Source organism: Arthrobacter sp. MYb227 (genome assembly GCF_002975435.1).
Taxonomy (GTDB): Bacteria; Actinomycetota; Actinomycetes; order Actinomycetales; family Micrococcaceae; genus Paeniglutamicibacter.
This window is the reverse complement of the sequence record NZ_PCPT01000003.1, coordinates 187,441-200,565: the sequence shown is the minus strand read 5'-3', so window position 1 is coordinate 200,565 and position 13,125 is coordinate 187,441. Positions and strand designations below refer to the sequence as shown.

The following is a 13,125-nucleotide window of genomic DNA, read 5'->3' as shown; positions in this document are numbered from 1 at the left end:
CATGTCCCAGAAGGTCCAGGCCGTCATCGTCCGAGCCAAGGATGCCCCGGTCGAAACAGTCACTATTATCGTTCCAGACCCAGGACCGGGCGAGGCAGTCGTTGATATCCTCACCTGTGGTGTCTGCCACACAGACCTGCACTACAAGCTCGGCGGAATCGGCAACGAGTACCCCTACTTATTGGGACACGAAGCCACCGGTGTAGTCTCCAAAATCGGTGAAGGCGTTGACAACGTACAGGTCGGCGACCGTGTGATCCTGAACTGGCGTGCAGTATGTGGCCAGTGCCGCGCCTGTGCCAAGGGCCAAGCCCAGTACTGCTTCAACACGGCTAACGCCACCCAGAAAATGACCCTCGAGGACGGCACGGAGCTCTCCCCAGCCTTGGGTATTGGCGCATTTGCCGAAAAGACCCTTGTTGCTGCCGGGCAGTGCACCAAGGTTGATGAAGATGTAGACGCAGCAGCTGTAGGCCTGCTGGGTTGCGGTGTCATGGCTGGCATCGGTGCGGCAATCAACACCGGTGAGGTCAAGCGCGGGGAATCCGTGGCCGTCATCGGCTGTGGCGGGGTCGGTATTGCTGCGATCGCCGGGGCCCAGCTGGCCGGGGCCACCACCATCGTGGCGGTGGACATCGATGATGACAAGCTCGCCATGGCCAAGAACATGGGTGCTACGCACACCGTGAACTCCAAGAACGAAGATGCCGTCGAAGGCATTAAGGCCGTTACCGGTGGCTTCGGCGCCGACGTGGTCATTGAGGCCGTGGGTCGCCCCGAAACCTACAAGCAGGCGTTCTACGCCCGCGACCTCGCCGGCCGCGTCGTCCTGGTGGGCGTCCCGACCCCGGAAATGAAGCTTGAGCTTCCGCTGCTGGATGTCTTTGGGCACGGCGGATCGCTGAAGTCTTCCTGGTATGGCGATTGCCTGCCAAGCCGCGACTTCCCGATGCTAGTTGAACAGTACAAGCTGGGACGTCTGGACCTTGATGCGTTTGTTTCCGAACGCATTGGCATCAATGACGTTGAGGCAGCCTTCACCAAGATGGGTGAAGGTAAGGTTCTTCGTTCGGTGGTGGAACTCTAATGAGCGCACAGATTCAGAACATCGTCACCTCCGGTACCTTTAGCCTTGATGGTGGCACCTGGGATGTCGATAACAACGTATGGATCATCGGAAACGAATCCGAGGTCTTCGTGATCGACCCGGCTCACGAGCCGGCCAAGATCGCCGAGGCAGTGGGTGAGCGCACCGTCAAAGCCGTGCTGCTGACCCACGGGCATGATGATCACATCCGTTACGCTCGCGAGTTCGCTGATCTGGTCAAGGCACCGGTTCACCTGAACCCTGCCGATCAGATGCTCTGGGAGGATGTTTTCCCCGGCACCAGCGCGGATCATGAGATCAGCGACGGAGATACCTTTGAGATTGCAGGCGCCACCCTGGTTGCTCTGCACACTCCCGGGCACTCCCCCGGCTCGACCTGCTTCTACGTGGAATCCTTGGGCACCGTATTCTCTGGTGATACCTTGTTCAACGGTGGACCCGGTGCGACCGGACGCAGCTACTCGAACTTCGAGACGATTATCGAATCGATCCGCGAGCGCTTGCTGACCTTGCCGGGTGACACTGTTGTGAACACCGGGCACGGGGATGCCACAAGCATTGGTGCCGAGGCACCAAACCTCGATGAGTGGATCAAACGCGGACACTAACCGCAGCTGATTAATGGGTAGGGGCGGTGAGCATTCGAGCTCACCGGCCCTACCCATTTCTACGTTCCCAGAGAGGCCAGTTAAGTACCGAGGAGTTTCTCCTGATGACCAGACGACTTGTGCGGCAACCGTCGCGATCGTCAAGTTTTGAGAAATTTTGATTGATTTTCTTCTTACGCTGCTATTAGTTTGAACTGCTTTTAGCATTCGGCTAGGGCCTTCACTGGGGGGCAAACCCTAGTCGTTACGATGTGGCCCGTGCCTGTTGGCCCAAGACTCGACCCTATGAAATGGCACATTCCATAGGGTCGAACTGTGCGTGTTCCTGGCCAACACGATATTGCCCGAGTCGGTATCAGCAGGAGGCTGGGCTGCCAACTGAGTTTTGCCGTACTTAGCGAATATTGCTGCTAGGTGCATTCCCCAAGACGCACTGCGCTGGGTTTGTACCGGCATTTTGTGGCTGATCGTCATCACTCTGCTTCCCAGCAGGCGTGAAATTGAACATTAATATACCATGGAGCGCGGAGCCGGCTTATCCTCGTCCTTGCGGGATGGGTTCTAAAAATGTCAGAACCTATCCTCCTGCTAGAGATCTCTCTGGAGTTTCCCGCTCCACTATTTGAGAACTTGAGGCATCAAAATCACGCCGAAGTTGAACATCTACTCGCACGGTGGACGGAAGCCTTCGGCCCTCCAGCACATTCTGTGGCGGGTGATTTTGAGCGATGGATCGAGTCTGCCTATCGCTTTGACGGAGCCACAGAAGCCTTTAGTGCCGAGAACACTCTTGTCCGAACCAAGAGCCAAGACTTCTACAACTTTGTCACCTGCTCACCGGTCAACAAACCTTTATCCCCAGACTTCGTGTTCGGTCCGGTACATCGTTTTGATAGGAGCATCTGCAGTGCTGCCGGACCCGATGCCAGGTACTGGGAGATTGCATTTAAGGCGATTGCGGGCCGCAAACGGGCGCTGGCAGGCTATCACCCAGAGGTAGGCCCAGACCTTATCGAGGTATTGCAGGAGCTCTTTGAATAAGGTGTGCACACGCTTGTGGTCAAGGGTACTCAGCCGAAAACAGGGATTTGGAAGTTCACGCTCGCTGAGAGACCCCGCGATTACTGTAGCCCTGTCATGCCAGAAGATTTCACGGAGATGGTTGGCTACCAGGTCATTGGTGCTTCAGAGGTCTTCTTGGTCCAGGAATGGATCCCAATGGTGGACGAGTACCAACTGTTCATGGCTGGCCTGGTCCAGTTACAGGTGCCGGTTGCATCGAGCACCACACACCGCTGGATAACAACGGACAAGCCTTTGACGCCAAGGTCAGTGGCTATCGTAGTAGCCTCGCAGTTCGCAAGGACCAAAATTGTGTGAATGTGCTGGTTGGGTTCGGTCACGTTGTCGGTCCGCAGCTCTTTGCTCAGGCACCATCGCTAGGTGATGTCTGGGTCATGGATATTGCCATCAATTCCGATACAGGCGAACCAGTGGTGATCGAACTGAATCCTGCCCACAATTCTGGGCTTTATGCCTCCCAGCCGCGCATCCGGATGCAATATGTTCACCGCCGAATTAGGGAGCGCACATGCGCAAGTTAGAGCAGTGGTTCATCCAAAGGATCCTAATTCCATTAGCCGACCGACTTCATACCGCATTTGGCCGATCCTTGGACAAAACCTGTGATGAATTGGCTAAGGCTGAGCAGCTGGATCCGCGCAGCAATGGGTTGGATACGATCAGCCCTACTATTGAATAGAACCCCTGCACGATACGTTCGTGTACAGGGGTTCTATTCTTAATCAGACGGGTGGCTGCTCTAGAAAGTTTTGAATGATTTCTTGGAAGCATGGAACCCAGTTCCATCGGATTCGCTCTCACAGACGATGCCAGTTTGGCTTGAAGTGCAGGTTACTCCATAGAAATTTGAAGACTCACCGTACGCCAAGACCTTTGCATCTTCATGGGAATAAAATCCCTGAGGGCTGCATAGTTTGTTAACTTCTTCAGTTTTGAAGCTGAAGCCAACAGTTGATGCGGACGAGCCTAGAGGATCATCGCATTCAGGCATATTCTCAACACTGGTTTGTGACATGCAGCCAAACTGTCCGCCCGCTCCCATAAGGAGCGCGCAGTGAAGGTTTCCGGATGGGGACTTGAAGTAGGTCTGGCCACGGTCACCAGCGGTGAACTTTGCTGGGTCGACCATGACGCGCTTAGGTTCGGGTGCCACCTCTGCAGTCTCGGTGGCGTTTGGTGATTCGCTAGGTTCTGGGGCCACTGCTGCCTTGGGCTTGCCGCCTTCAGAGTTGGGGCTCTCCGGGAGGCCCGTTAGCTCAAAGATTTTGAAAGACTTCTCTGAATTTTCTTCAAAGTTCACATAAAAAGTTCGGTCATCTATCATGCCAATTGTATGGCCCACATCCTGAGCGCGACCACCAAGCACAAGTTCAGGATCAAAGGTCGAGACAATATTACCCGTTTCCCAATCCAGAAAAGTCAGCATCATTACTGGCTCCTCGGCGTCGGATTCCTGAGTTTTGAACTCAAGAATCCGATAGACAGACTGCAGACGGGACGTGCTGGCTCGGTAGCTATCGTCCCTCCATGAGAGGCTCTTGTCTGTGTGCGACCAAACAATGTTCCTGTCTGAATCTACTCGTTTATAGAGCACTTCCCCCTCCGGGCCACCCGCGCTTTCATACTCTAGGTCGTCGAACTCGGGCGGGTCCTTGACCTCGCTCGATTTAAGTAGCGGCCCTAATTTACCGGTCTTAAGTTCAATAGTCTGGCTGAAGCTATCGTCACCATCCTCAGACTCATAAGTCAGCACCGAGCTGTCGCCAAGAGGATCATCCCCACTCGGCTTGCTAACATCACCCTTTCCAAGTTCGCGCATCGCTGGAACCCTGTATAACTCTTTGCCGGTTTCTAGTGAGTAGGCAATGTGCGAGGACTTGATTTCGGATATGTCAGTTTCTATCAACATGACATCCTTGTTGACTACGCCGTCTGTATGGGTGGGGATCGCAGCTTCCCAAATGGTTTTTCCGGTTTGCGGATCGACTCGAACAAAGCCTCTTCCTACCGCTAAGCCTGACTCATCAGGGATGTTAGCCAGGTCGCCCATCAAAAGCACAGCGCCTTCAACCGCACCAATTTCATATTTGTGAGCCATGGCGGGGTGTGTTGTCTCAGTGGACCAAGGCATGACATTCCCATCTTTGTCAAAGACTCCTCGTTGCTCGCCAGCTATCCATCCAACGAACAGCCCGTCTCCTACAGGAGCCTGAATTTCGCCCTTGCCCTCTCCCGTGAGAGTCGGAGTCACCTTGTTGGCTTTAGCATCGCTCCCCATTGGGCCGATGGCGCTGCAGGATGTGATTGTGAGTGCGAGGGCCGCAGTCAGGGCAATCATCATCGATTTAGTTTTCTTCATGCTTCCCCAAAAGTAGACAACGTAATGTTTAGCAAATCGTTTAAACCCTACATTGACTTATAGAGAGAGAAATTCAGGTCAGCCTACATAATCTCTTCCTTGGAGTAGCCTCGGCGCCGGATACACCTAGGCATGAGCACAAATCTTTCAAAGGCCCCAGCCGCGTAGCAGGGCAACTGCTACCAGAACGGGCAGGTATACATTTGGTTTGCGTGTTGGGCCGGGGGCAGTGAATCTAACAGCGACTGTTCCAATCGCGACTCTGGAGCGTCGCTATAGTAAACGAAAGTTCTCAGCTGAGATGGATAAAGTCCGTATGAAACGCATTGAAGCTAGTTGCCGCGTCAGCATCATCTTCATACAACTTGGTACTGCGAACTACCGCATTGAGCATAAGGGTCACCATGCTGCCGGATTGTTATAGACCCATGCGGTGAAACACTTGCGCGCTCATTGGAACGAATACGAAAAAGACCCCGCTAAAGAACTTCGCCATTTGGTTGCTGCTGCACAGGCAGAATTCCAAGACTTACAGTCCAACACACGGCAAGAATTCATCGCCGACTTATCTCGATGCTCTAGCCGCTTACCGAACGGATCACCCGCACCACCGCAATAACAAGACAACGCGCCAGTATAAAGACTATCGATCCCTGTATTTCAGCCGCAACTATTACTGGAAAATTCGCCCGAGATGGTCCGTAGAGCCAAGCACATGCTAGCCGTCGACGAGCAGTTGAAGTCCAACGAACAGAAGTTCGACGAGTTGGATTAAATCAGCGAGGATTCACCCTTATTCCATCAGAAGGGCTCCCGCGCAGTGTCCGCGGCGAAATATTTGGTGGCTTGGTCGCACGAAATACGAGTCCGCAACCCGTCTTCCTTCGTCAGTTTGACTGGCGTGAAATTCATCCCCGTCGTCAGAAGCGCGGGCGCCATCTACTGAATAAGGCGGGGACTGGAGGCTCGACAGCGTCCTGCAAATAGCTACGGTCAGCAGGGTGACTCATGACGCGAAGACATACGAATACGTTGAGATACGCCGCACCGAGGGGACAACCGGCGAAGAGATCCGATGCTGCGTCAAATGCTATCTGGCACGACACGTCGTCATGGTTCGAGTTGCCTCGACCCGTTCAAAAACATCTAGGAAACCGTTTGACAGACATAGAAAATTCCATGTATCCAAAAGTGGCCTTACCAACAAGCCAGAACAGCACAACCGAGTGAGGCTATGCAGCACGTACTAGGAACCGGTTCTTCGTTGCCTATCCGTTGCCAGAGATAGCCGACTTCTGCCCGTTGCCATAGGAGAACTGGTTCACCGCGCCCAAGGTCTCGATGGTGGTATTAACCGGCCCTTCTTCCTGACCCCAAATGGTCTTGGCAATGCCCGGCAAAATGCGCAGAAGGATTTCGACGACTACGTCTATATCGCTCAAAGTATGAACAGCGATCTCAATCTTGCCGCCAGCGAACTATCCAAGGAGCCCTTGGATCGCATCGTACGATGCCTAGCTGAGCAGAAGTATTCTCTCACCCGAAATACACAAGGTATTGCCGGATTCGACACCACTATTAGGTTCGGGGACTTTGAGCGCCCAGCGCAAGAGCCACACATCATTATTCGAATCGGTATGGAATATGTCGCGGCCATCAAGCCCAATCGATATATCCCCACGACCAAAGAATCCGAGCTTGCTGCAGCCTATGTTGAATGTGGCAAGTCCACCGGGGCAGCTACAGAGTACCTAACCGCGATTCGGCGTGAACAACAGAAGATCGTGGACAGGTACAATGCTCAGCTCACCGAGCTCACCCCGCGGATCGAAGAATTGGCGAAGAAAACCGAGAAGATCGTCGGTGGCTAGAAATCTACAATGGATCGAGCCGGATCGTACTATTCGCCGTCAAGCTCTTGGAACGGTCGTAAACGAGCAAGGCTACCGCTACTACACCAAACCCCTCATGAAAACCGATCACCACTCTTGATCTGCCTGCCTCTTAAGGGTTAGTTTGAGGCAGGCGTCGATTTCCTACCGGGCCGTAACGTGCAACCGGAGGCCCCCATGTCCGATCCCACGCAGCGCCAGGTCCTCTCGACGCGCAAGGTCGTTTTTCTTGTAATCGCGGCGGCCGCACCCATGGGCGCGATGGTGGGCAACGTTCCGCTGGCGCTCACCCGGACCAACGGGATCGGGCTTCCCGCCGCTTTTGTGCTTGCCGCGGTGATCCTGTTGTGCTTCTCGGAGGGCTATGGGGCAATGAACGCCCGCGTAGTGAACTCGGGAGCCTTCTATACCTACATAGCCCGGGCCATGGGTAAACCAGCGGGGGCCGCCGGTGCCTACGCGGCATTTGTTGGTTATACCTCCATGGCACTGGGTATCGGAACCGCATTCGGCTACTTCACCCACTTGGTCTTTGCTGGACTTGGCTTGTCGGTACCTTGGTTTGTTTTCACCGCCTGCGGGAGCGCGTTGGTAGGTTTCTTGGGCTATCGCAGCGCCGAGCTATCCGTGAAGGTGCTGGGAGTACTGATGGTGTTGGAGTTTGCGATCCTGATCATTTTCAATATCGCGGTGGTCGGCACTAAGGGAGTCGCCGCGTTCCCAATTGATTCGTTCGCCCCAAACCAAGCCTTCTCCAGTACCCTCGGCATTGCATTGCTCTTTGCGTTAACAAGTTTCATTGGATTCGAATCGGCGGCAATCTACGGCGAGGAATCCAAAAACCCTGAGCGTACGGTACCGCGAGCCATGTATATCTCGGTAGCCTCGATCTCCGCTTTTTATGTGATCACCGCGTGGATTATTATCGGTGCCGCCGGTGGCCTGAAAGCACCTGCCATGGCCGAATCCCAGCTTGGCGATTTGGTCTTCACCTTGGCGAAGGACTACGGCGGGGAAGCTCTTTACAGCGCCACTGCAGTATTGCTGTGCACCAGCATCCTTGCCTCCTATTTGGCCCTGCATAACGCGGCAAGTCGTTACCTCTTTGCCCTGGGGCGCGAACAGATGATGCCACGTGTCTTTGGTGGATTCCATGCACGGCATCTACGCCCACACATTGCTAGCCTCACCATCACCGCATTTACCGTACTAATCCTGGGGTTCATGGCGTTACTGGGCGTTGACCCGTATACGGTGATTGCCGCAGGCTTCGTGGGATTAGGAACCCGTGGAATCATCTTTGTCCAGGCCATTACCGCAGTGGCGGTATTGATGTTCTTCTGGAAACGAGAAGACCGTTCTCTCTGGCGTGGAATCATTGCCCCGGCGATTGGTGCCCTCGGGTTGGGAGCTGGATTCATCCTTGCCACGCTGAACTATCCGACGCTCACCGGTTCCGATTCCGCGTGGGTCAACCTGGTACCTCTCTTATTGCCGCTCGTGGCAATCATCGGCGTCTTCGTTTCACTACGCCAACGCCAATCCAATCCCGAAGCCTACGCAAACTTCGCTGCATCCGTACTACGCACAAGTAAAGAGGAGTCCTCGACACATGCTCACACAGGCTAACTCACCCCCCAGCCCACTGGCTTGACAAGACCTCCACCGCTCAAACATTTCATTACAACGGTTGCTCAGTTCGGGCCCAGACAGCATCATGGCATGACGCGAAGGCTGATACCACACGCCGAAAACTCCAGAGCGAATCGGGCAACAACGCTGCCATCGAAATCTGCTCGGCCCCCGAGGATTTCATTTCGCGAATTCTGGGGCAACGCCGCTGTCAATTCACGCCCCATGAACAATCCCATAATTAGTCCAGCTGGAACCGTCCAAAGCCTCCTAAGAATCAGACTCTAAAGATCCAACCACGGCTGCCATTCTCGTCGCTTTATGATTTCTCTTCTCAGGGACAGCCGAATCGTTTGCTGGTGCCAAGGCCAAGATCCCCAGTACCAAGGCAATCACCCCAAGACCTGCCCAACCCAGGATGCCAAGTTGCTCGCCAACTATCAGTACAGCAAGCACCGTGGCAATAGCCGGTTCAAGAAGCGTCACGGTGGTTGCAGTACTTGCAGATACCCGAGCCAGCCCCATCCCAAAGAGCAGATAACCAAGGAACATTGGCACCAACGCCATATATGCGGCAACCGCAAAGCCCTGCCCCGAGGCCACCAGTGGAGCACCCGTCACGAGCAATACCGGGATCAGCAAGGCACCACCTACACCGAACACCGACCCCATGGCTGCGCCCCGGCTCACCCTCGCATGCATCAGCCCATGAACCACCCACGAATAAGTCGCATAGGTGGCACCAGCAATTAACCCCAACCCAATGCCGGCAAGCATTGGAAGAAGTTCAGTTGCTGCGCCTTGCAACTTTGAGACACACAGCAATGTACTGCCAAGTACCCCAAGTCCCGCGGCCAGCATCCACCACCGGCTCAGTGGCCTACGATCCACCAGCCATTCCAATACACCCGAGGCAAGTGGTGCCGAAGCCAAGGAGAGTACCGAGCCCACGGCGACACCTGCCAAATGCATAGATGAATAGAAAGCCAACGGATAAATTCCCACGGCAAGGCCACCGAGTAATACCTTCGCCCGGTTGGCCCGCAATTGGGGAGCCGCAACCCGCAAGGCAGGAATGGCAATCACCGCTTGCAGCAATCCACCAATGCCTAGGGCAGCAGCACCGATAGCCAACGGGCCGACCTCTGGAGCAAATGTTGCAACTGTACCGGTAGTCCCCCACAACAATGCGGTAATAACTATCGCCAGCAGTCCAACATTGTGCCTTCGCTTACTCACTAAGAACACTTCCAAATCTTTTTGCCGCGTTGGAACCAAAATATGTAGTCAGGGGGCTGCATCGGGCTCGTAAAAACAGCAATTTCCTAGGTTCCTGACTCATTGACAGGAATGTATTTTCGGTATTCGGCAACAAGATGCTCACAGAATTTTTCGACACTCAGCCCCGTCACTAGATCATCTGCGGCGCCAGCCGTTGCCGGATTCATGTCAATTTCCATGGCCTTGTACACATCATCGAGTACCGCTCGGATCGGCGCCGAATTCTCGATGACAAAAACACTGGAAAACAGCCAGGCTCCGCCGACTACGCGTTGTGCTGTACCCACAAGTTTGACCTTATTCTGCGTTGGAGATCCCGTTGCAGGCACACCGTGAACGCTATATTCACCCGGGCAGTATTCTCCATCGATCTCCCCCACTCGGGCATCGACGCCAGCGCTTTGCAATGCATCAGCATAGAGCTGGCCCAGTACTTTGAAGCGTTGCTGATGGCCCATCATGGCTTCTTGGGCAAGTTCCACATGGTCAACGATCAAGCACCCCCGGTGATAGGCCGCAGCCCGTCCACCGGCCTTGCGTACCACCGGCGCAAATCCATGCTCGGTGGCGCTCTGAACCGCAGCATCGTAGCCGGGTAAACGAACATCGCGTTGCCCGAAGGCCAGGGTTGGATCCGGACGATAAAGCCTAAGCGTTTGAGGTTTGACCCCATCACGTACCTCAGACAATAGTTGGATCCCCGTCATCAGATCCACCTCTGGATCACCCGTTGGCTCATCATGTACTAGGTGAAGCGCGGTGTTTGCAGCAGAATTCCAAAGACTCATGGGCTCGATTCTAGGTCCGCGGGCAGTGAAGGGAATAATGGGTCAAGTGCCGCAACAACAAACTCCCTTAATATTGCTCGGTGGAACATCCGGATCCGGTAAATCTTACCTCGCCCATCAGTTTGGTCGCCCCCACCTAGAACTCGATAACTTCTATCGCGAACTTAGTGAACACACACCGGCCTCGCCCTTGCCGCAAACCCCTTATGGTGAGGTTGATTGGGATCATCCAGGCACTTGGAATTGTGACAAGGCGGTTGATGGAATCGTTGAATTACTAGAGACCGGGCAAACTCATGTGCCCAATTATGCAATCAGCACTTCAAGCTATGACGGCACTCATACCATTGAGCTCAATGGAGGACCGCTAATCGCCGAAGGTATCTTCGTCAGCGAGGTCTTAGCCCCACTGCAAGGACTGGGTTTAGTCGTTCAGGCCTACTACATCGAAGTTTCACCACTTCTCACCGCCCTGCGACGTTTCATCCGTGATGTGAAGGAACGTCGAAAGCCAATCCTCTTCTTGCTCAAGCGCGGTTATGCGCTTTTACGCGCCGATCGACAGATTCGCTCCAAATATCTGGAAGCCGGTTTTATCCCAATGAAAAAGAAAACGATCAAAAGGATGCTCGCTACCCCACGAACGTAGCACGGGGGCATTCTCCTCGCACCCTTGACCCGTTCAGCCAGTTCAGGGTGAAATGGGAGACTAGGCTCGGTATATACCGTTCCGGGCCGCGCAGCCTTCGGAGGTAGTCGACATGCTTGCTATCGCACTCGGTCTATCCGCAATACTCGTTACTGCCACAACTATCTGGCAAGCAGTTACTAAGTCCGTGAACCCTGAGGACCCCGATGCAAGCTTCTGGTATGCCTTCACCGGTGCATGCATCTACCTTCCGTTATTACTGATTGCATCGGCCATTTCGCCGTGGGCCGGCGCAGCCACCCTACTGCTCTCCCTAGCAGCCGCACTATCCACCGCAAAACATGCGATATACCAACGTGCGCGCCAGCGGACCGAACGCAACGAATACTTTAATGCCACAAACCAACAAATGCTCACCGATCGGCATGACTCTGTCCTCAACCGCTGGATCCGTTACGAGCTCGACCCCGCTGCACGTATCGACTACCCGGGGATGCACGACATACATGTGCCAGAAATTTCCGCACTCACTCAAGCGCTGGCCCGGGCCGAACAATTTCGTGCTCGGCCCGCATCCACTACGGCTGAGAATGCACAGGGGGGTTATAGACTAGCCATCACCGCGCTTGAGGAAGCCTTCCAAAATGCCGAGAGTAAAATTACCGGGGCATAATTATTACTAAAATTAGCCCTGTGTAGCTCAAGCCGCGCAGTGCTGGTCGCGCAGCGAAATCCAAGAAACTACGCCACCCACCAGTGTTTCTACACTTATTGCCCAGGCAGTGGTCGAACGGTAAGAATCTGCTCGGTACGACCAAACGGCCCATTAATATCATGCAATACCGCAGAGGTCAGCCCAATGCCATCGGTTCCATAGGTCTGCTGAGCCTCGATACCCAACCATTCACCAACCGGTGCTCGGTACATGTGAATCTGCAGATCAACATTGGGGAACATCCACGATCCTGGTCCGGGTGCAACACGCGGTGCTACCCCATTGGCGGTATCAACCATGCCCATCAGGCGAACAAAGTCTGGACTCTGGATGCCTTGAACCATCTCAAAGTGGTTGCGCATCCACACCACGCCCTTGCCCGGGCGATGCCCGTTGGCACCACGGAATTCAAGGCCCCGAATATAACCACCCGGCCATGGCGTCATTCCCTCAAAAGCAACCAACTCTTCGGGATGCGTCACCTCTGTATCTTCCAGGGCCGCCACCGCAGTTGAATCACTCGTCTTCAACCGCCAGCCCCGGGCCACCACACAGGTCCGGCCCTGCGAAATCATTTCCCCTTCAATCAACTCAATTGTTCGTCCCGGACGAATCATCCGGGTCTTGATCTCAAAGTCTCCAGCGTGGATGATGCCATGAATATCCAAGCTGATCCGAGCCATACGCATTTCCTCGCGTGGCTGGAACTTCTCCATTTCATGAACCAGGATCCCGGTAGCCGGAGCCATATGCTGCTCATGCGGATTCCAAGCACCCTGCGCATGCACAGTCGAGCGATAGTGCCCATTGCCCAAGGGCTGGTAGTAGAAATCTCCCACCGCGAGTTCCGGCAGGTCAGGCTCGGTTGCTGTTTGACTCATGTCAACATCCTTCGTTACAGGTGCTTGGCACCAATTCCTCTTTTCGTTTTAGCCTATCTATCAATGCGAGCTGTACCACAATCCTCGGCCCTGATTTTTGCGGGTGACTACCGACTCACGTTGACAGTT

Annotated in this window: 13 protein-coding genes; 8 read left to right on the top strand and 5 right to left on the bottom strand. The window is 54.4% G+C overall.

The window, feature by feature from the left end; all coding sequences use genetic code 11:
- Position 1: 1 nt before the first annotated feature.
- The 4 genes from CQ018_RS08370 (at position 2) to CQ018_RS19825 (ending at position 3,320) form a co-directional block, all read left to right on the top strand.
- Complete coding sequence (locus CQ018_RS08370; RefSeq protein ID WP_105549539.1) at positions 2-1,087, top strand: S-(hydroxymethyl)mycothiol dehydrogenase; 1,086 nt, start codon at positions 2-4, stop codon at positions 1,085-1,087.
- On the top strand, positions 1,087-1,716 hold the full coding sequence (locus CQ018_RS08365) for an MBL fold metallo-hydrolase (RefSeq protein ID WP_105549538.1): 630 nt from the start codon (positions 1,087-1,089) through the stop codon (positions 1,714-1,716). Before CQ018_RS08370 ends, CQ018_RS08365 begins: the two co-directional genes overlap by 1 nt.
- A gap of 567 nt (positions 1,717-2,283) precedes the next feature.
- The gene (locus tag CQ018_RS08360) at positions 2,284-2,757 is read left to right on the top strand and encodes a hypothetical protein (protein WP_105549537.1); all 474 of its coding nucleotides are present in this window, start codon (positions 2,284-2,286) and stop codon (positions 2,755-2,757) included.
- Between the two features lie 167 nt (positions 2,758-2,924).
- Entirely contained in the window at positions 2,925-3,320 is a 396-nt protein-coding gene (locus CQ018_RS19825) for a hypothetical protein (RefSeq protein WP_146111851.1), read from the top strand.
- A 218-nt stretch (positions 3,321-3,538) separates the two neighbouring features.
- Here CQ018_RS19825 and CQ018_RS08345 read toward each other — a convergent pair whose 3' ends face one another.
- Both CQ018_RS08345 and CQ018_RS20045 read right to left on the bottom strand, forming a co-directional pair.
- Entirely contained in the window at positions 3,539-5,158 is a 1,620-nt protein-coding gene (locus CQ018_RS08345) for a DUF6636 domain-containing protein (protein ID WP_105549534.1), read from the bottom strand.
- Positions 5,159-6,426: 1,268 nt separating this feature from the next.
- Positions 6,427-6,600 (bottom strand): hypothetical protein, encoded by a 174-nt coding sequence (locus tag CQ018_RS20045; RefSeq protein WP_181149797.1) that lies wholly within the window; start codon positions 6,598-6,600, stop codon positions 6,427-6,429.
- 3 nt (positions 6,601-6,603) lie between these two features.
- On the opposite strand from CQ018_RS20045, the gene CQ018_RS08340 reads away from it, so the two are divergent.
- Together CQ018_RS08340 and CQ018_RS08335 are read left to right on the top strand one after the other, a co-directional pair.
- A complete protein-coding gene (locus CQ018_RS08340) occupies positions 6,604-7,029 on the top strand; it encodes a hypothetical protein (RefSeq protein ID WP_105549533.1) in 426 nt (141 codons plus the stop codon).
- A gap of 198 nt (positions 7,030-7,227) precedes the next feature.
- A complete protein-coding gene (locus CQ018_RS08335; RefSeq protein WP_105549532.1) occupies positions 7,228-8,679 on the top strand; it encodes an APC family permease in 1,452 nt (483 codons plus the stop codon).
- A gap of 273 nt (positions 8,680-8,952) precedes the next feature.
- Here the strand turns inward: CQ018_RS08335 and CQ018_RS08330 are convergent, their stop codons facing one another.
- Together CQ018_RS08330 and CQ018_RS08325 are read right to left on the bottom strand one after the other, a co-directional pair.
- Entirely contained in the window at positions 8,953-9,921 is a 969-nt protein-coding gene (locus tag CQ018_RS08330) for a DMT family transporter (protein WP_219844030.1), read from the bottom strand.
- 86 nt (positions 9,922-10,007) lie between these two features.
- A complete protein-coding gene (locus CQ018_RS08325) occupies positions 10,008-10,751 on the bottom strand; it encodes a lipoate--protein ligase family protein (RefSeq protein WP_105549531.1) in 744 nt (247 codons plus the stop codon).
- Positions 10,752-10,788: 37 nt separating this feature from the next.
- On the opposite strand from CQ018_RS08325, the gene CQ018_RS08320 reads away from it, so the two are divergent.
- Entirely contained in the window at positions 10,789-11,400 is a 612-nt protein-coding gene (locus CQ018_RS08320; protein ID WP_105549530.1) for a uridine kinase, read from the top strand.
- A gap of 112 nt (positions 11,401-11,512) precedes the next feature.
- Positions 11,513-12,073, top strand: coding sequence for a hypothetical protein (locus CQ018_RS08315; protein ID WP_105549529.1), 561 nt, complete (start codon positions 11,513-11,515; stop codon positions 12,071-12,073).
- A 95-nt stretch (positions 12,074-12,168) separates the two neighbouring features.
- On the opposite strand, the gene CQ018_RS08310 is transcribed toward CQ018_RS08315, so the two are convergent.
- Positions 12,169-12,996 carry a thioesterase family protein gene (locus CQ018_RS08310; RefSeq protein WP_105549528.1) on the bottom strand — a complete coding sequence of 276 codons (828 nt, stop codon included), beginning with the start codon at positions 12,994-12,996 and terminating at the stop codon, positions 12,169-12,171.
- Positions 12,997-13,125 lie beyond the last annotated feature (129 nt).